The 21,519-nt window shown below is 75.8% G+C and carries 17 protein-coding genes; 12 read left to right on the forward strand and 5 right to left on the reverse strand.

The genetic code is table 11. The features are described 5' to 3' along the window. The first annotated feature begins 16 nt into the window (after window positions 1–16). The 7 genes from ACZ6CZ_RS14710 (at window position 17) to ACZ6CZ_RS14740 (ending at window position 7,018) form a co-directional block, all read left to right on the forward strand. Entirely contained in the window at window positions 17–583 is a 567-nt protein-coding gene (locus tag ACZ6CZ_RS14710) for a DUF5134 domain-containing protein (protein ID WP_469019761.1), read from the forward strand. A gap of 117 nt (window positions 584–700) precedes the next feature. Beyond that, window positions 701–1,630, forward strand: a complete 930-nt coding sequence (locus ACZ6CZ_RS14715; protein ID WP_469019764.1) for a M56 family metallopeptidase — start codon at window positions 701–703, stop codon at window positions 1,628–1,630. 51 nt (window positions 1,631–1,681) lie between these two features. Continuing rightward, window positions 1,682–2,377: a phosphatase PAP2 family protein gene (locus ACZ6CZ_RS14720; protein ID WP_469019769.1), complete on the forward strand. Its 696-nt coding sequence runs from the start codon at window positions 1,682–1,684 to the stop codon at window positions 2,375–2,377. Window positions 2,378–2,456: 79 nt separating this feature from the next. After that, complete coding sequence (locus ACZ6CZ_RS14725) at window positions 2,457–3,233, forward strand: HAD family hydrolase (RefSeq protein ID WP_469019771.1); 777 nt, start codon at window positions 2,457–2,459, stop codon at window positions 3,231–3,233. Between the two features lie 113 nt (window positions 3,234–3,346). After that, a complete protein-coding gene (locus ACZ6CZ_RS14730) occupies window positions 3,347–4,009 on the forward strand; it encodes a TetR/AcrR family transcriptional regulator (RefSeq protein ID WP_469019774.1) in 663 nt (220 codons plus the stop codon). A 116-nt stretch (window positions 4,010–4,125) separates the two neighbouring features. Beyond that, window positions 4,126–5,487 (forward strand): FAD-dependent oxidoreductase, encoded by a 1,362-nt coding sequence (locus ACZ6CZ_RS14735; protein WP_469019776.1) that lies wholly within the window; start codon window positions 4,126–4,128, stop codon window positions 5,485–5,487. A 139-nt stretch (window positions 5,488–5,626) separates the two neighbouring features. After that, complete coding sequence (locus ACZ6CZ_RS14740; RefSeq protein ID WP_469019779.1) at window positions 5,627–7,018, forward strand: nucleobase:cation symporter-2 family protein; 1,392 nt, start codon at window positions 5,627–5,629, stop codon at window positions 7,016–7,018. Here ACZ6CZ_RS14740 and ACZ6CZ_RS14745 read toward each other — a convergent pair. Next, a complete protein-coding gene (locus tag ACZ6CZ_RS14745; RefSeq protein WP_469020527.1) occupies window positions 6,935–7,291 on the reverse strand; it encodes an ArsR/SmtB family transcription factor in 357 nt (118 codons plus the stop codon). The two genes, ACZ6CZ_RS14740 and ACZ6CZ_RS14745, sit on opposite strands and share 84 nt — an antisense overlap. Window positions 7,292–7,430: 139 nt before the next feature. On the opposite strand from ACZ6CZ_RS14745, the gene ACZ6CZ_RS14750 reads away from it, so the two are divergent. Next, window positions 7,431–8,510, forward strand: coding sequence for an NADH:flavin oxidoreductase/NADH oxidase (locus tag ACZ6CZ_RS14750; RefSeq protein WP_469019782.1), 1,080 nt, complete (start codon window positions 7,431–7,433; stop codon window positions 8,508–8,510). Between the two features lie 75 nt (window positions 8,511–8,585). Here ACZ6CZ_RS14750 and ACZ6CZ_RS14755 read toward each other — a convergent pair whose 3' ends face one another. Together ACZ6CZ_RS14755 and ACZ6CZ_RS14760 are read right to left on the reverse strand one after the other, a co-directional pair. Further along, window positions 8,586–12,989: a cation-translocating P-type ATPase gene (locus ACZ6CZ_RS14755; protein WP_469019785.1), complete on the reverse strand. Its 4,404-nt coding sequence runs from the start codon at window positions 12,987–12,989 to the stop codon at window positions 8,586–8,588. A 47-nt stretch (window positions 12,990–13,036) separates the two neighbouring features. Continuing rightward, the gene (locus ACZ6CZ_RS14760; protein ID WP_469019788.1) at window positions 13,037–13,675 is read right to left on the reverse strand and encodes a hypothetical protein; all 639 of its coding nucleotides are present in this window, start codon (window positions 13,673–13,675) and stop codon (window positions 13,037–13,039) included. Between the two features lie 387 nt (window positions 13,676–14,062). Between ACZ6CZ_RS14760 and ACZ6CZ_RS14765 the strand changes: the two genes are divergently transcribed. Continuing rightward, window positions 14,063–15,019: a pectate lyase family protein gene (locus ACZ6CZ_RS14765; protein WP_469019791.1), complete on the forward strand. Its 957-nt coding sequence runs from the start codon at window positions 14,063–14,065 to the stop codon at window positions 15,017–15,019. Between the two features lie 47 nt (window positions 15,020–15,066). Continuing rightward, on the forward strand, window positions 15,067–15,870 hold the full coding sequence (locus ACZ6CZ_RS14770; protein WP_469019795.1) for a pectate lyase: 804 nt from the start codon (window positions 15,067–15,069) through the stop codon (window positions 15,868–15,870). 60 nt (window positions 15,871–15,930) lie between these two features. Here ACZ6CZ_RS14770 and ACZ6CZ_RS14775 read toward each other — a convergent pair whose 3' ends face one another. Further along, window positions 15,931–16,746 carry a PaaX family transcriptional regulator C-terminal domain-containing protein gene (locus ACZ6CZ_RS14775; protein ID WP_469019799.1) on the reverse strand — a complete coding sequence of 272 codons (816 nt, stop codon included), beginning with the start codon at window positions 16,744–16,746 and terminating at the stop codon, window positions 15,931–15,933. Between the two features lie 72 nt (window positions 16,747–16,818). Here ACZ6CZ_RS14775 and ACZ6CZ_RS14780 point away from each other — a divergent pair, with 72 nt between their 5' ends. Then, entirely contained in the window at window positions 16,819–18,501 is a 1,683-nt protein-coding gene (locus ACZ6CZ_RS14780) for an acyl-CoA dehydrogenase family protein (RefSeq protein ID WP_469019801.1), read from the forward strand. Window positions 18,502–18,646: 145 nt separating this feature from the next. After that, window positions 18,647–20,644: a HEAT repeat domain-containing protein gene (locus ACZ6CZ_RS14785; protein WP_469019803.1), complete on the forward strand. Its 1,998-nt coding sequence runs from the start codon at window positions 18,647–18,649 to the stop codon at window positions 20,642–20,644. 78 nt (window positions 20,645–20,722) lie between these two features. On the opposite strand, the gene ACZ6CZ_RS14790 is transcribed toward ACZ6CZ_RS14785, so the two are convergent. Then, complete coding sequence (locus ACZ6CZ_RS14790) at window positions 20,723–21,310, reverse strand: Rv1733c family protein (RefSeq protein WP_469019807.1); 588 nt, start codon at window positions 21,308–21,310, stop codon at window positions 20,723–20,725. Between the last annotated feature and the right edge of the window lie 209 nt (window positions 21,311–21,519).

Below are 21,519 nucleotides of genomic sequence, written 5' to 3' on the forward strand. Positions count from 1 at the left end.
ATAGGGGGAGGCGCGCGTGCACGGACCGGCTTCGACCGGCTGGCTGCTGATGGCGTTGTGCGCGGCGACCGGGGCCTACTGCCTGCTGCGGATGCGCAGCGACGTGACGGAGCAGCGGCGCGCCGCGGGCGGCGAGGCGCTGATGGGGTTCGGCATGGCCGCGATGGCGGTGCCCGCCGCGGTGTTCACCCCGCCGCCGTGGACGTGGCCGCTGTACGCGGCCGTGTTCGGGGCGGCCGGGCTGCGCGCCCTGTGGACCGCGCCGGGCGGCGGGCACCATCTGCACCATCTGGTGGGGACGTCGTCGATGGTCTACATGGCCGTCGTGATGGCCGCCTCCCCCGCCGGTCACCACGCGCACGACGGCTCCGGGGTACCGCTGGTGAACGGGGCGCTGCTGCTGTACTTCACCGGCTACGTCCTGGTGACCGGCGCCCGCCTGGTCCCGGTCGCCGCGGCGGACGGGCCGGGGGGCACGGCGGGCGGACCGGGGACCGCCCGGTGGGGCGACCGGCCCGAACTGGCGCGGGCCTGCCGGCTGTCCATGGGGATCGGCATGGTGGCGATGCTGTTGGCCCTGTGACCCGGTGACCCCGCGGCCCGGCCACGCCGAGCGGTCGCCGCGCGCGGGCGTTGCCTGCGTCACTTTGCCCCGGCGGACCGTACCGGTGAGCGGCCCCGCGCTCATAGGGTGCGGGACATGATGGTCCCCGTGGCCCTGTTGCTGCTCGGCGCGCTGACCGCCGTCGTCGCCCCGCGGCTGCTCGCCCGGGCCGACTGGCCGGACCGCGAGCCGGTGGTCGCGCTGTGGGTGTGGCAGTGCGTGGTGGCCGCCGTCCTGCTGTGCTGCGCCCTGTCGATGGCGCTCAGCGGGGCCGCCGCCTGGCGGGCGGGACACGGGCGGGCCCTGGGGACCGGCCGCGCGGCCGGCGGCGCCCACCTCGGCCCGGCCGCGCCCTGGGCGGCGGTCACCGCGGTGATCCTCGCCTGCGCCGGGCTGTGGAGCCTGGTGATGCTGGTGCGCGAGGTCGTACGGGCGCGGAGCGGGCGGCGCCGGCGGCGCACCGACCTGCTGGGGCGCGCTCCGCTGCTGCCGGGCGAGGAATCCGCGCACGACCGGCCGGTGGTGCTGGAGGGCGAGCGCGCCCACGCCTGGTGGCTGTCCGGGGCGGCGCCCCGGCTGGTCGTCACCACGGCGGCCATGCGGCGGCTCAAGGGGCGTCAGCTGGACGCCGTCCTCGCCCATGAGCAGGGACACGCCCGGGCGCGGCACGACTGGCTGCTGCACTGTTCGGCCGCGCTGGCGGACGGATTCCCGCGGGTGCCGGTGTTCGCCGCGTTCCGCGGCGAGATGCACCGGCTGGTCGAACTGGCCGCCGACGACATGGCCTCCCGGCGCTTCGGCCGGCGCACCACCGCGCTGGCGCTGGTGGAACTGAACGAGGACCGCGGCGTGTTCGGCCCGGGTGCGGCCGCCCAGGCACAGCTCCCGCAGCGCGTGCACCGGCTGCTGGCGCCCCCGGACCGGCTCACCGTGCCGCACCGTCTGCGTCTGACGGCGGCCGCGGCGCTGGTGCCGGCCGTCCCGGTGCTGGTGGCCGTCGTTGCGGGCCTGCGCGCCCTCGGCTGACCAGCCGCCCGCCGGACGCCCCGCGGCCTCCGTCTGGGCGAGGATCGCGGAATGCACCGCCGTCCCATCCGCCCGCCGCCCCGTCCCTCGGTCCCGCGCACCGCGCTCCTCGCCGCGGCCGCCCTCGCCGGGTGTTCGGCCCTGCTGCTGACCCTCGTCGCGACCGCCTGGCATCCGCTGGCCGCGCTCGACGGCTCCGTCGCCCGCGCCACCCACCGCTGGGCCGTCCGCGACCCCGGCGTCACCCACGTCCTGCGCGTCCTGAGCGACTGGGTCTGGGACCCGTTGACGATGCGTCTGCTGTGCGCCGCCGCCGCGGTGTGGCTGGTGTGGCGCCGGTCGGCGTGGTGGACGGCGGCGTGGCTGGCGCTGGCCTGCGCGCTGGCGGCGGTGGCGCAGCAGGCGATCAAGGCGGTCGTCGACCGCCCCCGCCCGGTGTGGCCCGTCCCGGTCGACTCGGCCCGCTACGCGGCCTTCCCCTCGGGCCACGCCATGACCGCCACCGTCGTCTGCGGCCTGCTGCTGTGGCTGCTGCGCCACTTCGGCGCCGGCCGCGCCCTTCGGCGTACGGCGCTCGCCGTGGCGGTGGTCTCGGTGTTCGGTGCGGGTCTGACCCGGGTGTGGCTGGGGGTGCACTGGGCCTCGGACGTGGTCGGCGGCTGGCTGCTCGGCGCGCTGCTGGTGGCGGTGGCCGTGTCGGTCCACGAGTGGCCCCGGGACGACGGGACGGGCACCGGCGCGCGGTGACGTCAACGCGCCGCACGGGTCCCCCCGCGCCGCCGGTCCGCGCGTCGCGCCGCGCGACGGCCCCGGTAGGGTCCGGCGCATGACCGCCGTGCTGTTCGACTTCTCCGGGACCCTCTTCCGCATCGAGTCCGCCGAGCCCTGGCTGCGGGCCGTCCTGGCCGGGGCGGGGCACACGCTGCCCGAGCCGGAACTGGCGGCGGCAGCGGCGGCGCTGGAGGCGGCCGGGGCGCTGCCGGGCGGGGCCGCACCGGCCGCGGTGCCCGCGGACCTCGCCGGTGTGTGGGCGGTCAGGGACGAGAGCGCGGAGCTGCACCGGGCCGCCTACACCGGCCTGTCCCGGCAGGTGCCGCTGCCCGACCCGGCCCTCCACGACGCGCTGTACGAGCGGCACATGCTCCCCGCCGCCTGGTCCCCGTACCCGGACGCCGCCGAGGTGCTGCGCACCCTGCGCGCGCACGGCGTCAAGGTGGCCGTCGTCAGCAACATCGGCTGGGACCCGCGCCCGGTGTTCCGCGAGCACGGTCTCGATCCCTACGTGGACGCGTACGTGCTGTCGTACGAACACGGGGTGCAGAAGCCGGACCCCCGGCTGTTCGGGGTGGCCTGCGAGGCGCTCGGCACGGCGCCGGGCGAGGCGCTGATGGTCGGGGACGACCGGCGCGCCGACGGGGGCGCGGCGGCGCTGGGCTGCCGGGTGCACTTCGTCGACCACCTGCCGGTGGCCGAGCGGCCGCACGGGCTGCTGCCGGTGCTGGAACTGCTGGGCCTGCCGCGCGCGGGCGGTCCGGGTGGGGCGCCGGGCGAAGGCGGCGGGGCATCCGCCGCGGCCGGGCACGCGCATGAGCCGTCCGCCTGAGACGATCCCCCGTGTCGCCCCAGACGGACGGCAGCTCTGTGCGGCTCCGTAGGAGCCGTACCCGCTGCGCTGAGTATAGTTGGCTGGCAGCCAGTCAACGCAGGAGTTACAGCATGTCCCCGCGCAGCGCCTCGGTCAATGAAGAGTTGCGGCGGCGTTCCCGGGAGCGGCTGCTGCAGGCCGCGGTCGAGCTGGTCGACGAGCACGGTTTCGAGGCCACCACCTTGGGCGACATCGCGGACCGCGCCGGTTCCGCACGGGGGCTGGTCTCGTACTACTTCCCCGGCAAGCGCCAGCTGGTGCAGTCCGCCGTGCACCGGCTGATGCACCGCACGCTGGAGGAGGCGCTGGAGCGGGAGCCGCACACCGACGACGGCCGCGAGCTGCTCGCCCGGGCCATCGACGCGGTCCTGGGCCTGGCCTACGACCGGCCCGTGCTCATGCGGCAGCACATGGCCGGACTGCTGCACGGCGAAGGCTTCCTGCAGTGCCCCGAACAGCGCCGGCTGAGCGAACTGCTCAGCCAGACGGTCGCCCGGTACGGCTCCACGGACGTGCCGGCCGACTACCCGGTGCTGCGCTCGCTGCTGATGGGGGCAGTGTACGCGGCGGTGGTGCCGGGCGCCCCGATGCCGGTCGCGGTGCTGCGGGCGGAGCTGTTCAAGTGGTACCGGCTCGACTGGGAGCTGGGCACGCCGCCGGAGAGCCGGCCGGACGCCGCGTCGTGCGAACGGGACCTGTCCCGCTTCTTCGCCACGCGGGAACCGCCCGGGTAGCGCCCGCCGGCCCCGCCGGGACGTCACTCCGCCGGCCCCTGCCGCCGGGGCCCGTCCGGTGCCATGCTGGAAAGCACCTGCGATCTCCCGTGATCCCTCGGGTAAGGAGCTGCGCCGTGCTGCGTGTCGCCGTGGTCGGGTCCGGTCCGAGCGGGTGCTACACCGCCCAGAGCCTGGTGGGCGCGGACTCCGGCGTGCTCGTCGACGTCCTGGACCGGCTGCCGTGCCCGTACGGCCTGGTGCGCTACGGCGTCGCCCCGGACCACGAGAAGATCAAGTCCCTCCAGGGCAGCCTCCGCACGGTCCTGGAGCACGAGCGGGTGCGTTTCCTCGGCGGCGTCCCCGTCGGCGGCCCCGGCGGTGTGTCCCCGGCGCGGCTGCGCGAGCTGTACCACGCGGTGGTGTACTGCGTGGGCGCCGCGACGGACCGGCACCTCGGCATCCCCGGCGAGGAGCTGCCGGGCAGCTGGTCGGCGACCGAGTTCGTGTCCTGGTACAGCGCGCACCCGGACGCCGCCCGGGACGACTTCGTGCGCGGCGCCCGGTCGGCGGTGGTCGTCGGCATGGGCAACGTGGCCGTCGACGTCGCGCGGATGCTGGTGCGGGGCGCGGCCGAGCTGGCCCCGACCGACATGCCGCAGGCGGCGCTGGACGCCCTGGCGGCGAGCGGGGTGAGCGAGGTGCACATGGTGGGCCGGCGCGGCCCCTCGCAGGCCCGTTTCACCACGAAGGAGCTGCGCGAGCTGGGCGGTCTACCGGACACCGACGTGCTGGTCGACCCGGCCGAGGCGGCGCTGGACCCGGCCTTCGACGATCCCTCGGCGCTGCCCGCGGCGCAGCGCCGCAACGTGGAGGTGCTGCGCGGCTGGACGTCCCGGCCGGCCGGGACGGCGGCGCGCCGGATCCGGCTGCGCTTCTTCCTGCGGCCCGTGGAGATCCTGGCCGCGGCGGGCCGGGTCGGCGCGGTGCGGTTCGAGCGGACCGTGCCGGACGGCCGCGGCGGGGTGACGGGGACCGGACGGCACGAGGACGTCCCGGCGGAGCTGGTGCTGCGCTCGGTGGGCTACCGCGGGGTGCCGCTGGAGGGGCTGCCGTTCGACGCCGAGCGCGGCACGGTGCCGAACGAGGCGGGCCGGGTCGTCCGCGACGGCGCCGGCGCGCCGGGTGAGTACGTGGCCGGGTGGATCAAGCGCGGTCCGACCGGTGTCATCGGCACCAACCGCCCCTGCGCCAAGGAGACCGCGCTGACGCTGCTGGCGGACGCCCCGGCGCTGGTGGGCCGGGAGGTGCCGGCCGACCCGGTCGCCGTCCTGCGGGCCGAGGGCATCGATCCGGTGCCGTGGACGGGCTGGCTGGCGATCGAGCGGGCCGAGGCGGAGCTGGGGGCGCGGCTCGGGCGCGGTGTGGTCAAGCTGGGCGACTGGGAGGCGCTGCTGGCGGCGGCCCGCTCGGCCGCGGCGGAGTCGAGCCCTTCCTAGCCGTACGGCAGCGCGGGGACGCGAATCCCGCCGGTGGGCGGGACACACAGTGGCAACCCTGCGGACATCAACAACCTGTTTAACACCTTTACGGTCTCGTGCTGTCCGGATCTTTTCCGTCCGCCGTCCTGGAGTGCCCATGGCCACGACCGCAGAGATACACCCCGTCGACGAGGTGCCGCCCGTACGGCAGCTGGCCGCCTTCGGGATGCAGCACGTGCTCGCGATGTACGCGGGCGCCGTCGCCGTACCGCTGATCGTCGGCGGCGCGATGAAGCTGCCGCCCGCCGACCTGGCCTACCTGATCACCGCGGACCTGCTGGTGTGCGGCATCGCGACGCTGATCCAGTGCGTCGGCCTCTGGCGGTTCGGCGTCCGGCTGCCGGTCATGCAGGGCTGCACGTTCGCCGCCGTGTCCCCGATGGTCCTCATCGGCACGACCGGCGGCGGACTGCCCGCGGTCTACGGCTCGGTGATCGTCGCCGGACTCGCGATCATGCTGCTGGCGCCGGTCTTCGGCCGGTTGCTGCGCTTCTTCCCGCCCCTGGTCACCGGCACGGTGATCCTGGTCATCGGCGTCTCCCTGCTGCCGGTGGCGGGCAACTGGGCGGCCGGGGGCGCCGGCGCGAAGGACTTCGGCGCGCCGCGGAACCTGGCCCTCGCGGGCTTCGTGCTGGCCGTGGTGCTCGCCGTACAGCGCTTCGCGCCCGCGTTCCTGAGCCGGATCGCGGTACTGACCGGCATCGTGGCGGGGCTGGCGGTGGCCGTCCCGTTCGGCTTCACCGACTTCGGCGGGGTCGGGGACGCGGACTGGGTGGGTGTCAGCACGCCGTTCCACTTCGGGGCGCCGGAGTTCCGGGTGTCCGCGATCGTGTCCATGCTGGTGGTGGCCCTGGTGACGATGACCGAGACCACCGGTGACCTGATCGCGGTCGGTGAGCTGACCGGGCGGCCGGTCGAGCCGCGCCCCCTGGCCGACGGGCTGCGCGCGGACGGCCTGTCCACGGTGCTCGGCGGGGTCTTCAACACCTTCCCCTACACGGCCTACGCGCAGAACGTGGGCCTGGTCGGGATGACCCGGGTGCGCAGCCGCTGGGTGGTGGCCGCGGCCGGCGGCATCCTGGTCCTGCTCGGCCTGCTGCCCAAGCTGGGCGCCGTGGTCGCGGCGGTGCCGGCGCCGGTGCTGGGCGGGGCCGGGCTGGTGATGTTCGGCACGGTCGCGGCGAGCGGGCTGCGGACGCTGGCCCGGGTGGACTTCGCGGACAACCACAACCTCACGGTGGTGGCGGTCTCGGTGGCGGTCGGCGTGCTGCCGGTGGGCGTGCCGACGGTGTACGCGAAGTTCCCGGACTGGTTCCAGACGGTGATGAACAGCGGGATCAGCGCGGGCTGCCTGACCGCCATCGTGCTGAACCTGCTGTTCAACCACCTTCCGGCGAGGGCCGGTTCAGCCGCCGTCCCGGACCCGGAGGGCCTGGCGGTCGGCGGCGGCGAGCAGGCTGTCGAGCAGCCCCGGGAAAAGGTCGTCTAGGTCGTCCCGGCGCAGGCCGTTCATCTTGGCCGTGCCCCGGTAGACCTGCCGGACCACCCCGCTCTCCCGCAGCACCCGGAAGTGGTGGGTGGTGGTGGACTTGGTCACCGGCAGGTCGAAGTAGGAGCAGGACAACTCCGCCGCGCCGGCGGCGAGTTCCCGCACGATCCGCAGCCGCACGGGGTCGGAGAGCGCGTGCAGCACGGCCTCCAGGCGGATGTCCTCGCGGGCGGGGTGCGGCAGGCCTCGGCCCGGCGCGGGAGAGGCGGTCACGTCGGTCACGGCGGTCCCTTTCGTACCGGGCCCTCATTGTACGACTGGTCGTACGACTGGCTTCGTAGTTTGACATCCACCGTACTACGAGACCTATCGTACGAGAGGAACACCGGTGCCGTGACGAATGGAGTCCGCCGTGAGCGCGCTTTTCGATCCCTTCACCCTGCGGGGAGTGACCGTCCCGAACCGCGTCTGGATGCCTCCGATGTGCCAGTACTCGGCCGCCCCGGAGGGTCCGTCGGCCGGCGCCCCGCACGACTGGCACCTCGCCCACTACGCGGCCCGGGCGGCCGGCGGCACCGGCCTGATCATCGTCGAGGCCACCGCGGTCTCGCCCGAGGGCCGCATCTCGCCGTACGACCTCGGGCTGTGGAACGACACCCAGGTGGAGGCCTTCCGCCGGATCACCCGCTTCCTGTCCGCCCAGGGCACGGTGCCCGCGGTCCAGCTCGCGCACAGCGGCCGCAAGGCGTCGACCGACCGGCCCTGGAAGGGCGGCGCGCCGCTCGGCCCGCGGGATCACGGCTGGCAGCCGCTCGCGCCGAGCCCGCTGGCCTTCGACGAGCGGCACCCGGTCCCGACGGAACTGACCGTGGAGCAGATCCGGGAGATCACCGGGCAGTTCGCGGACGCGGCGCGCCGGGCGCTCGCCGCCGGCTTCGAGGCCGTCGAGATCCACGGGGCGCACGGCTACCTGATCAACGAGTTCCTCTCCCCGCACTCCAACCACCGCACCGACGCCTACGGCGGCTCCTACGAGCACCGCGCCCGCTTCGCGCTCGAGGTGGTGGACGCCGTACGGGCGGTGTGGCCCGAGGACAGGCCGGTGTTCTTCCGCGTCTCGGCGACCGACTGGCTGGACGAGGGCGGCTGGACCGCCGACGACACGGTCCGGCTCGCCCGCGACCTGCACGCCCACGGCGTCGACCTCCTCGACGTCTCGACCGGCGGCAACGCCTCCGGTGTCACCATCCCCGGCGGGCCGGGCTACCAGGTGCCGTTCGCCGCCCGGGTGAAGGCCGAGACGCCGATGCCGGTCGCCGCGGTCGGACTGATCACCGAGACCGGGCAGGCGGCGAAGATCCTGGCCAATGGCGAGGCCGACGCGGTGCTGCTGGGCCGGGAGCTGCTGCGCGACCCGTCGTGGGCGCGGCGCGCGGCGCGCGAACTCGGCGCCGAGATCCGGGTGCCGGAGCAGTACCACCGCTCGGTCTGAGTGCGTCCGGCCGGTCCGGGCGCCTGCCGCCGGCCGGCCGGGGCCTTACTGAGCAACGGACCGGTCGGGCGCGGCTCAGGCCGTGCGGGCGCGCGCCTCACGCTGTGCGAGCCGGACGAGCCGCTCGACCGACTCCTCCAGGCGGGGCAGCGTGCGCTGGCCGGCCAGCGCCAGGGCGATCGCCGCGACGACACCGGCCCACGCGACCGGGCCCAGCGGGGTGCAGCCGAAGACCCGGCTGAGGCCCGGCGTCTGCACCATGGCGACGAGGGCGGCGGCGGAGCCGAGCGAGGTGATCCGCACCAGCCGGCTGTCGCGGCGGTCGAGCAAGGTCTGGGCGAGCTGGGTGCCGACCACCCCGCACAGCGCCATGGTGCTGGAGCGGCGGGCGGTGCCCGGCGTGAAGCGGCCGATCAACCAGGCGGTGACCGCGCCCAGACAGGTGGTGAGGGCGCGGTGGCGGATCTGCCGCAGCAGGGGCTCGCCGAGCACGTCCGAGGCGTCCTCGGGTGACCCGACGTCCGCGTGCGCGGCCTCCCTCGCGTTCTGCGGGTGCTGCGCGCCGTCCCGCTCGGTCACCGCGACCGCCATCGACGGGAACAGGTCGGTGAACAGGTTGACCATGAGCATCTGACGCGTGGACAGGGGCGACCTGCCGGACAGCAGCGTGCCCACGATGCCGAAGCCGACCTCGCCCGCGTTGCCCCCGATCAGGATGGCGATGGCGTCGGCGACGCTGTGCCACAGGGCGCGGCCCTCGCCGACCGCGTCGATCAGGACGGTGAGGTCCTCGTCGGTCAGGACGATGTCGGCGGCGTTGCGGGCGGCCGCCGAGCCGCGGGCGTTGATGCCCACGCCGATGTCGGCGGCGCGGATGGCGGCGGCGTCGTTGGCTCCGTCGCCGACCATGCCGACCACCCGGCCCGCGTCCCGCAGCGCCTCGACGACCTGGAGCTTCTGCTCGGGCGCGACCCGGGCGACCACACCGGCGTCGCGCAGCATCCGGGCCCGCGACGAGCGGTCGGCGGCGGCCAGTTCGTCCCCGGTGACCACCACGGTGTCCTCGGGCCAGCCCAGTTCGGCGGCGATCGCCCGGGCGGTCTGCGGATGGTCACCGGTGAGCATGACCGGCCGTACGCCCGCCCGGTACAGCCCAGAGACCAGGGCGGTGGACGTCTCGCGCGGCACGTCGGACAGGGCGAGCAGGCCGGTGAAGCGCAGTTCGCGCAGCGGCTGCTCCAGGGCGTCCGGCTCCGTCTCGTCGTCGGCGAGGCGCCGTTCGGCCACGGCGAGGACGCGCAGGCCGTTGCCGGCCAGCGTGTGCGCGGCGTCCCAGATGTGCTCGGACAGGCCCGGGCAGGCGGGCAGGACGGTCTCCGGGGCGCCCTTGACCACCAGTACGCGGGGCTCGTCGCCGGTCCGGCCGACGGCGGCGGCGTAGCCGCGGCCGGCCTCGAAGGCCTGCTCCTCCAGCTGCGTCCACTCCGGATCGGGGCCGGCCGCGTCCAGGACCGCCTCGTCGGTGGCGTGCACCGGCCGGCCGGAGCCGCCGTCGGGGCGCGGACAGGCCCGCGCGGCGGCGCGCACGGTGGCCGCGGACCCGGCGTCGCCCGCCGCCCGTACGGTCCCCTCGGCGTCGGAGGCCCTGACCACGCGCAGCCGATTCTCGGTGAGGGTGCCGGTCTTGTCGAAGCAGATGGTGTCCATGCGGCCCAGCGCCTCCAGGGTGCGCGGGGTGCGCACCAGGACGCCGCTGCGGCTCAGCCGCCGGGCCGCCGCGAGCTGTGCGACCGTGGCCACCAGCGGCAGGCCCTCGGGGACGGCGGCCACCGCCACGGACACGCCGCCGCTGACCGCCTCCCGGATGGGGGTGCCGCGCAACAGGGCCAGGCCCGTCACCGTGGCACCGCCCGCCAGCGTCAGCGGCAGCGCCTTGCGGGTGAGTTCCTGGAGCCTGGCCTGCACCCCGCCGGCCGGGGGCGTGCGGGCGGCGAGGTGGACGGCGCGGGCGGCCTCGGTGCGGTCGCCGATGTCCACCACGACCGCCCGGGCCTGCCCGGCCACCACGGTCGTGCCCTCGAAGACCATGCAGCGCCGGTCCGCGACCAGGGCGTGCGGCGTGGGGTCCGTCTGCTTCTCCACCGGCAGGGACTCCCCGGTCAGCGCGGACTCGTCGACCTCCAGACCGTCCTCCCACATCAGGCGGGCGTCGGCGGGCACCACGTCGTCACCCTTGAGTTCGATCACGTCACCGGGCCGGAGCTGCCCGGCGTCCACGGTCCGCACGCCGTCCGGTGCCTGCGTACCGTCCGCCGCCTGCGTACCGTCGGCCGCCCGCGTACCGTCCGGTGCCTCGGTGGCCCGGGTGGCCAGGCGGGCCTTGCGCTTCTGGTCGGCGAGCAGCCCGGACATGGCCCGTTCGGCGCGCAGCCGCTGGAGGCCGCCCACCAGGGCGTTCAGGTCGAGGGCGCCGACGACGAGCAGGGCGTCCACGGTGGAGCCGAGGATCGCGGACGCCGCCGACCCGACGGCCAGCACCGGGGTCAGGGGATCGTGCAGCTCGGTGCGGGTGGCCCGGCCGAGTTCCAGCACCCACCGCGCCGGGGTGGCGAGCGGGTGCCGGTAGATGCCGGTGGCGGTCCCGCGCACGCGCGCGGCGGCCTGCTCGAACTGGCCGGGCTCGGCGGCCGTCTCGTGCTCCAGCCGCTCCCGCGCCTCCTCCGGCCGCAGCTCGTGCCAGTGCACACGCGGACGCGGATGCGGGGCACGGGCCGCCGCCACACCGAGCGCGGCGCGGGCCCCGGACAGCAGGGCGGCCGCCGCGGCCGCGTCGACGGGCGCGTGCCGCAGTCCCGGCAGGAGGGACCGGCGGCCGCGGCCGCCCCGGGACTCGCCGACGGCCACCAGCAGCCCGGACAGCGCGGCACCGGAGCGGGCCAGGGTCTGCGCCCGGCTGCCCACCCCGCGGGCGGCGGGTACGGCGTTCAGCAGCCGCCAGACGTCGGGCAGGCCGTGCAGGGCCAGGATGTCCGCGCCCCACACGACGGCGGCACCGGGGTCGGTGAGGGCGACGGCGACGTCGCTGCCCCGGAGCCCGGACAGGACAGCGTGGTCGTCGGCCGAGCGCACCCGGGCGACCGTGACGACGGCGCCCTCGTCGCGCAGCCCGTACACGACGTCGTCCAGCGGACGCCGGGCGTCCACCACCTGGTCGGCGAGCGCGGTCAGCTCCTCCAGGGCCGGGTCGTCCACCACCACGACCCGCAGCCGGGCCCGGCGCGCCGCGTCCAGCACCGCCTCGGCCCACGGGTCCGCCTCGCCGTCCCCGGTGCACAGCGCGCTCGGGTGCAGGACGAGGGTGCCGGCCATCTCCAGCTGCCGCAGCCGGTCCGGGTCCCGCACCAGGACGCCGGTGCGGGCCAGGGCGGCGCTGAGCACGGCGTGGAAGGCCGCGGGTCCGTAGCGTGCGGCCTTCGGGGAGCCGGCGAGCACCGCTTCCGCCGCCTCGGCCGCGTTGTGCTTGACCAGCAGGGTGACCGCCGCGCCCAGCACGCTGCCGGTGGAGGCGTGGGAGGCGTACTCCTGGGCCGGGGAGACGCGCAGCGGCGGGCGCGGCGAGCCGTCGGCCGGGCAGCTGGGGCGGTCGGGGGCGCACAGGGCGTCGTGGACGGTGTCGAAGGCGGCCGCCCGGGCCACGGTCTCGGCCAGCTGGAAGGCGCGCAGCGTCCCGTCGAGCACGAGCGACGAGGGACTCTGGCCGGCGGCGTGGGCGGCCGCGTTGGCGCAGGCCAGCACGAGGTCCATGCGGGAGCCGCCTAGCCGTTCGCCGAGCCGGCCGCGGAAGCGGGGGTTCTCCCGCAGCAGCGTCACCACGGCCGTCACCAGCCGGGGCGACGGCGGCAGGCGCAGGTGGTACGCGGCCAGGGCGGCGCCGATGCCCGCCAGGTCGGCGGCGAGCGTGGCGGCGGCGGCGCGGACGCCGGCCGGGTCGGCCGGGTGCGTGGTCTCGTCGACCTCCTCGTCCGCCAGGACCAGGCCGTGGCGCTCGGCCAGGCCGGCGGCGTGCTCCACCACCCGGTCGGCCGCCTCCGTCTCGGTGGCGGTCACCACCAGGCGCGTCAGGCCCTCGTCCCAGTACGCGAAGAGCACGTCGGGATGGTCCGCCAGCGCCTCGGCCAGCCGCCGCGCCAGTTGCCCGGTGCCGCCCGCCTGCCGCAGCCGCTCGGGCTCGGCGGGCCGCAGCACGAGGTGGGCCCGCGCGCCGGAGCGCCAGTGCGCCCCGGCGCCGGGCCGGGAGTTGCGCAGGACCCGGGCCACCCGGGCCGCGGCGTCCGCGCCGCGAACCCCGGCACGAGCCGTCCCGGCCACCGCTGCGGCGGCCGCCCCGATCACCGGCGGGGTGGCCCGCGCGAGCAGCCGGGGCGCCGCGGGCAGCAGCCGGACGGCGGCGGCGGGAGCCGTCAGCAGACCGAGCGCCATGGCGTCCTCTCCGAGATGGTGCGGTCAGGAAGGGCTGTGGTGGGGGTTCAGAGAGACGTGCGGTCGGGCCGCGCCGTCGGGCCGAGGCGACCCGCGTGCACGCCATCCTTCGACGACTTGCCGTGCTTGTCCTTCTTGTCTTTCTTTTCCTTCTTGTCCTTCGACTTCGACCCCTTCGGAGCCTTCACCGCGTCCGGCGCGTCCGGCGCGTCAGGCGTCGCCGCCGTCCCGGGCGTCTGCGGTGCGTGCGGTGCGTGCGTGGCGGCTTCCAGCAGGGCTTCGTCCGAGGGCGGGGCCGCGTCCGGGGCCAGGACCTCGTCCGTCGCCCGCACCTCGTCCGCGGCCTGGGCCTCGTCCGAGACCTCGGGTCCGCTCAGCGCGTGCGGGGGCGCGGTCGGGGGCGAGGGCCGCGCGGCCTCCGCGGGACCCTGCGGCCTGGGCTGGGTGAGCCAGGCGACGGCGGCGCCGGTCATCGCCACGGGCCACTCCACGACGCCCGCGACGCCGAGCACCCCGGCGCCCGTGTACACCGCCAGCCGCCGCGTACGCGGTGACATGGCACCGACCTTGTCCAGTGTTCCTTCCGCGGCCCTGCCGACCATGCCCGCGCCGGGCACCCGGCGCAGCACCGACGCCGCGCCGTGCACCGGCGCCGTGAGGACCGACGACGACTTCCGCTCAGCCATGACTCTCCTCGCCCGGTGAGATCGCCATCCGTGTCCGCCGCGGCCCCGCTGCGGGATGTCCCGGCAGGGACCGCGAGGCTCCTGTCCCCAGGAGACGCCACGCCCGGCGCCCGCGCCACCGGGCGGCCCGCGAGCCCCGCGTTCCGGCGGGGCGCCAGAGGACGGCACTCCGGGGAGTGCGGTCCGCGGCAGCCGGTCCTTGGCCGAAAACGACTGTGCGGGAGGCGTTGACCAGAAAGCGCTTTCACTTTACGGTCCGTTCATAAGCGTGACCGTCAGGCCCGCCAGTCGGGCTCAGTTGGCCACTCGCTGCACAACGCGTTCCACATGGCGTACATCGTTCATGTACATGACCCACTCCATCCCCACTGGAAGGGACGCACCCGCATGCGTACACCACGTTCTCCCATGACGGCGGCCGCCACCGTCGCCCTCGCGGCCGCGGCCGTGCTCGCACTCCCCCAGAACGCCGGCGCGGCCGAGACCTCCCCGGTCGGCTACGGCGCCGGGACCACCGGCGGCGGCAGCGCCACCGCGGTCACCGTCTCCACGCTCAGCGCCTTCAAGTCGGCCGTCACCGGCAGCACGGCCAAGGTGGTCAAGGTCAGCGGCCTGATCCCGCTGAGCGGGCAGGTCGACGTCGGAGCCAACACCACGGTGCTCGGCGTCGGCTCGTCCTCCGGGTTCACCGGCGGCGGCCTGCGGCTGAAGAAGGTCTCCAACGTCGTCATCCGCAACCTGAACATCAGCAAGGCGAAGGGCACGGACGCCATCACCGTGCAGCAGTCGACGAAGGTGTGGCTCGACCACAACGCCCTGTCGTCGGACCGGGACCACGGCAAGGACTACTACGACGGCCTGGTCGACATCACCCACGCCTCCGACTACGTCACCGTCTCCTGGAACACCTTCAAGAACCACTACAAGGGCTCGCTGGTGGGCCACAGCGACAGCAACTCCAGCGAGGACACCGGACACCTGCGGGTGACGTACCACCACAACTGGTTCGACAACGTCAACTCCCGCATCCCCAGCCTGCGCTTCGGCACCGGGCACTTCTACGACAACTACGTCGTCGGCGCGGAGACGGCCGTCCACTCCCGGATGGGCGCCCAGATGCTGGTGGAGAACAACGTCTTCCGCAGCACCCAGGTCGCCGTCACCACCAGCCGGGACAGCGACGTGGACGGCTACGCCAACCTGCGCGGCAACGACCTCGGCGGCGCCGCGACGGAGATCTCCCAGGTCGGCACCTTCACCAGCCCGCCGTACAGCTACACCGCCGAGGCCGCCTCGACGGTCGTCGCCTCGGTGACGTCCGGCGCGGGCACCGGCAAGATCTGATCCCCCCTCCCGACCGACCCCTCACCACGGAAGAAGGCACACGGGACATGAGTTCACGAGCACGGACCGGCACGCGCGCGGGACGGGCGCTGCCGGGCACCCTCGCCGCCCTCGGCCTCACTGTTGGCATGATCATGACTAGCGGCGCCACGGCGAATGCCGCCACCTGGCCCACGGCCTCCGGCAGCCAGGCCGTCTCCGCCACCATCTCGGTCTCCGGCACCAAGGACTACGGGATGAAGCGCCTGTACGGCACCGGTGACCTGGGCTCCGGCAGCCAGGACGAGGACCAGGGCCCGATCCTGGAACTGGCGGCCGGCACGGTCCTGAAGAACGTCATCATCGGCTCCCCCGCCGCCGACGGCATCCACTGCCTGGGCAGCTGCACCCTGCAGAACGTCTGGTGGGAGGACGTCGGCGAGGACGCGGCCACCTTCCTCGGCTCCTCCTCCTCGAACGTCTACACGGTCTCCGGGGGCGGCGCGAAGGAGGCCAGCGACAAGGTGTTCCAGTTCAACGGCGCCGGCACGCTCAACGTCTCCGGCTTCGCGGTGCAGAACTTCGGCACCTTCGTCCGCTCCTGCGGCAACTGCAAGACGCAGTACAAGCGGTCGATCAACCTCAGCACGATCGAGGCCACCTACAAGGGCAGCCGGCTCGTCGGCATCAACACCAACTACGGCGACAGCGCGACCCTGAGGGGCATCACGATCGTCGGCGACAGCAGCAAGAAGATCGTTCCGTGCCAGAAGTACATCGGGAACAGCACCGGCGCGGAACCGACCAAGAACGGCACGGGTGCCGACGGGACCTACTGCAAGTACGCGTCCTCGGACATCACCTACAAGTGAGCCCGCCCCGCGCCCCGCAGGCCGTCGCCCCGCACGGGCGGCGGCCTGCGGCCGCCGCCCTCACCCCTCGCCCGCCCGCCGTCCGACCACGGCGGTGAGGTCCCGGCGGTACCCGGCGTAGGCCGCGCGCAGGGCCTCGCCCGGCCAGTCGGCGGGCAGCAGCCGCGGCGGCAGGACGGGGTCGGTGACGAGGTGGCGCACCACGGCGGCGAAGGCGGTGAGGCGGTCGGCCGGGCGGTGCGCACCGGCCGCGCGCGCGAGCAGCGTCCGGGCGGTCGCCGCCCAGGCGTCCAGCGGCCACAGACGGGCGGCCAGGTCGCGGGAGGTCTCGTCCGGGCTGCCGTGCGCGGGTGCCCCGGAGCCGTCGGACGGCAGCTCGCCGGGGCGGGCGGTGAAGGCCTGCGCCACCCGGTGCAGGCCGTCCGGCAGCGGCCGGGCCAGGTTGGCCGGGCGCAGCCACACGCCTTCGCGCAGCTCCGCCAGGCGCAGCGCCGCCAGCCGGGCGCGGAGGTCGGCGCGTTCGGCGGGGCCCCGGCCGGTCGCCGTGATCACCAGCATCTCCCAGTCGCCGTCCCACGCGCGCGTGCGCGGGTGCACCGCGTCGTCCTGCCGGCGCCGGCGGGCCAGCAGCCGGTCGCTGAGGCCGTAGACACCGGCCGTGCGCCGGAGGTCCCCGGCGGCCACCATCCGGCTCAGGGCGGCCCGCAGGGTGGAGCCGCCCACTCCGAAGGGCTCGACCAGCCGGACGAGGTCCGCCACCGGAAGCTCCGGGGGATGCGCGCCCAGCAGCAGGCTCAGCACGACCGACCGCGCGGACAGCGGCCGCAGCCCCGCCTCGGCGGCCCCACCGGCCCCGTCCGTCACGTTCATACGCATGGGCACGTACTGTACGGGCGACGGCGTGTTGCATCCGTTGCTACGGTCGCGCGAAGAGTGCAACATGGCCGCATGGTCTCGCATCCCGCAACACAGCCGCCGCAGCCCGCCCACGTCACGCACGACGTCACCAACCAGGCCCCGCCGCTGCCGCCCTACGACGCCTCCGACGACGCCGCCCTGCTGGAAGGGCTCCGCCGGGAGGGCGCCGGGTGGGCCGAGGACGGCATCCGGCGGCTGGGGCTGCGCGCGGGCAGCGCCGAGGCCCAGGAGTGGGGCGAGCTGGCCAACCGCCACGAGCCGGAACTGCGCACCCACGACCGCTACGGCAACCGGATCGACGAGGTGGAGTTCCACCCCAGCTGGCACCACCTGATGCGCACCGCCGTCGCCGAGGGCCTCGCGGGCGCTCCCTGGGCGGACGGCCGGCCGGGCGCCCACACCGCCCGGATCGCGGGCGCGCTGGTGTGGGGGCACACCGAGGCCGGGCACGGCTGTCCGACGTCGATGACGTACGCCGCCGTCCCCGCGCTGCGCGCCCAGCCGGACCTCGCCAAGGTCTACGAGCCCCTGCTCACCAGCCGCGCCTACGAGCCGGGGCTGCGGGTGCCGGCCGAGAAGCCCGGGATCCTCGCCGGGATGGGCATGACCGAGAAGCAGGGCGGCTCCGACGTCCGGACCAACACCACCGAGGCCACGCCCACCTCGGAGCCGGGCGTGTACACGCTGCGCGGGCACAAGTGGTTCACGTCGGCGCCCATGTGCGACGTCTTCCTGGTGCTCGCGCGGACGTCCGCCCCGGGGCAGGCCGGCGGCCTGTCCTGCTTCCTGGTGCCGCGGGTGCTGCCGGACGGCAGCCGCAACACCTTCCGCATCCAGCGGCTGAAGGACAAGCTCGGCAACCGCTCCAACGCCTCCTCCGAGCCCGAGTTCGACCGGACCGTGGCCTGGCTGGTCGGCCCCGAGGGGCAGGGTGTGAAGACGATCCTCGAGATGGTCAACTGCACCCGGCTGGACTGCGTGATGTCCTCGGCGACGCTGATGCGCAAGACGCTCGTGGAGGCCGGGCACCACGCGCGCCACCGCACCGCGTTCGGCGCGCGGCTGCTCGACCAGCCGCTGATGCGCAACGTCCTGGCCGATCTCGCGCTGGAGTCGGAGGCCGCGACGACGCTGACGCTGCGGCTGGCCGGAGCGGCGGACCGGGCGGCCGCCGGGGACGCCGCGGAGCGCGTCTTCCGGCGGATCGCGACGGCCGTCGGCAAGTACTGGGTCACCAAGCGCGGCCCCGCCTTCACCGCGGAGGCGCTGGAATGCCTGGGCGGCAACGGCTACGTCGAGGAATCGGGCATGCCGCGCCACTACCGGGAGGCCCCCCTGCTGTCCATCTGGGAGGGCTCGGGGAACGTCAACGCGCTGGACGTGCTGCGGGCGCTGGGCCGGGACCCGGGCACCGCCGACGCCCTCTTCGGCGAACTGGACCTGGCGCGCGGGGCGGACGCCCGGCTGGACGCGGCCGTGACCGCACTGCGCAGCGAGGTGGCCGGGACCGGTCAGGCGGGAGCGCGCCGGCTGGTCGAGCGGATGGCGCTGGCCCTCCAGGGCAGCCTGCTCGTCCGGCACGCCCCGCACCCGGTCGCGGACGCCTTCTGCGCGTCCCGCCTGGGCGGCGACTGGGGGCACGCGTTCGGCACGCTGCCCACCGGAGCCGGACTGGACGCCATCCTGGAACGGGCCCTGCCCGGCCGGAACTGATCCCTTCGCGGCCACCCGGCCGGCGCGCCGGCCGGGTGGCCGGGGACAGCCGACGGATCGCACACAGTCGCCGCCCGGTTCCGGTGCGTTGTCAGTGCCGTGGTGCACACTCCCGAGCAGGTGGCACTCGTTCGGGGAGGGCAACGTGTTCACGGGGATCGACGAGGTCGACTGGGCCTCGCTGCGGCATGCCCACGGCAGCGCGGAGGACGTGCCCGCACTGCTGCGCGGGCTGGCCTCCGCGGTGGCGGCCGAGCGGGAGACCGCGCTCGACGGGATGTACGGCGCGGTGCACCACCAGGGCAACGTGTACGACTCCACGCTGGCCTGCGTGCCGTTCCTGCTCGCCCTGGCCGCCCGACCGGAGGTGCCGGACCGCGGCGGCATCGTCGAACTGCTGGTCAGCATCGGCTCGGAGAGCGTCGGGGGCGGTGGTCCACGGGCGCGGGACGCGGTGCGCGCGGGCGCCGGGGCCTTCGTCGCGCTGGCCGCCGACCCGGACGCGGGCGTGCGCCGGGCGGCGGCCCGGGCGGTCGTGCGGTTCCTCGACGATCCGCCGCGCGTCCTGACACTGCTGCGGCAGCGGCTGGCGGTCGAGCGGGACGCGCCGGTGCTGCCGGCGCTGACCGAGGCCCTCGGCCTGTTCGCCCGCCGCCACCCCGCGCACGCCGCGGCGGCGGTGGAGCTGCTGGTGGCGCTGGCCGCCCCGCCGCACGACCCCGGCCTGCGCCTGGCCGCGCTCGGCCGGCTGGCCCTCGCCGCCCCGGACCGGCTCCCGGCCGACCTGGTGCCGACCGCGGTCCGGCTGCTGAGGGAACGCTCCGCGCACCGCTCGGGCGGCCCGGACGCACCCGCGCAGCCGGACCCCGACACCCTGGTGGGGCGGATACGGCGACTGCGGCCCTCGGACGAGGAGGGCTCCCAGCTGCTGCGCACCCTGCACACCGGCCTGGGCGACCGGGTGGCCGACCGGATCGCGCTGCTCGCCGGGCAGCTGACCTGTCCCGACCCGGTGGACCGGTGCAACGCCGTGTGGATGGCGGCCGGGCTGGTGCGCGAGTGGCGCGCCGACTACGGCCCGACCGTCACCCTGCTCGGCGCCCAATTACAGGCTCCCGAGGACCGGTTGAGAGACGCCGCGGGGACGGTCCTGGCCGAGCTGTTCGCTCTCGCCGCGCCCGCCGCCGACGCGCTGCACACCCTGGTGACCGGCCGGCCCGACCTGTGGACGCACCGCTGGGAGCGCGGATCGGCCGTGCTGGGCGCCCCGCTCAAGGCCCTGGCCCGCACCGGTGATCCGCGCGCGGTGCCGGTCCTCGCCCAGCTGCTGGCGGGCCCCGCCGTGCCCGGCGGCCTCGGCTTCGAGGTGGCCCACCTGGGCCGGGCCGCCGCGCCCCTCGCCCCCGCGTTACGGCACCGGCTGGGCCGGGTCCCGCCGCACTCCCCCGACGCCCCCGCTCTCGCCGGTCACCTGCTGTCGGCGCTCAGAGCCCTGAAGGACGAGGCGGCGGTGCCAGAGGTCCTGCGGCTGCTGCGCGGCACACCGGGCGAGCTCGGCCCCCGGGAGAGCCTCGTCGGCCCGGCGCTGCGGACCCTGGACGCGTTCGGCCCGGCCGCGCGGGCGGCGGCGCCGGTGCTGCGCGGGCTGCTGGACACCCGGCACGCGGCCCTGGCGGCGGGTGCCCTGTGGGCGGCGGAGGGGGAGGCCGCCGCCGTGCTGCCGGTGCTGCTGCGGGAAGTCCGGGAGGGGCGGCCGGGAAGCGTCCGGCTGGCCGCCGAGCAACTGGGCCGCCTCGGTCCGGCCGCCCGGGCCGCCCTGCCGGAACTGCGCCGGCTGGCGGCGTCGGGGGGCCTGTGGGAGCGGACCTGGGCCGCGGGCGCCCTGTGGCGCATCGCCGGGGACCCGGAGCCGGTGCTCCCCGTCCTGCGGGCCGCCTGGTCCGAGGACCGGCGCACGCGCACCACTATCGCCGGTTTCCTGGCCGGCATGGGCCCGGCCGCGGCGCCGCTGCACGACCTGGTGCGCGCGGAACTCGCCGGCAGGCGGCGGCACACGGCACTGGCGGGCCGCTACGGCAGCCATGACATCGCCACCGACGAACGGCTCCTCGCACGCTGCGCCGGCCTGCTGGCGGCCCACTGAGGGCAGTCGCGGCGCGTGATCCCGGCGCCGGGCCGTGGACGGCCCCCGCCCGCGGGAAACCGCGGGGCGATGGGCGGTTCAGCCGGTGGTGCGGCCCCACTGCGGGCCCAGCCGCGCCCACTCCGCGTCCCAGCCGGCCATCCGGCGCCGCTCCAGCCGGCCGCGCAGGACGAGGCCCCCGACGAAGGGCACGGCGGCCGCGCCCGTGCCGACCAGGCCGCCGACGAGAGCGGCCCGCACACGGGCCTCGGAGGCGTCGGCCGGCCGGCCGGCGAGACGGCCTCGGGAGTCGGTCCAGACGGTGACGGCCGAACCCGCCGCAGTGCCGCGCTCGACCCGGACGTTGCCGGTGTGCGCGAAGCCGTCGGCGGCCGTCCAGCGCACCTTCGCCCAGACCCGTTCGGCCCGGGAGGCACGGCTGCCCGACGAGGGCCACGCCGGCACCTTGCCGACGACCCGGGCGACGGACGGGTGCCGGGCGGCGCGTTCGCGGGCCAGCCCGTGCTCGACCGAGCCGGACGCGAGGAGCCCGGCCAGCGTCCCGACGAGGACGGTGAGCAGCCAGGCGCCCAGCAGCACCCAGGCCTCGACCGTGTCGGCGCGCCGTTTGAGCGGGTTGCGCCGCCAGCGCCACAGCCACACCTTGGGACCACGTGACGCCCTCACGGCATCCTCCTCACGCGCGCATGGACAGGCCGGACGCTCTCCGGTACGGAAGGAGCCGCCCCCTTGCTCATCACGAGTCTTCCCGCCGACGGTCGCACGAGTCCCCCCGATCGCGCAGGCCCATCCCGCATCGAATCGAGCGATCTTCACCCGCACCGGCCACACCGCCCTGAGCTGCGGCGACGTCGTTCCGGGGGGTGACTGTCAGT

The organism is Streptomyces sp. NPDC041135, assembly GCF_055592085.1.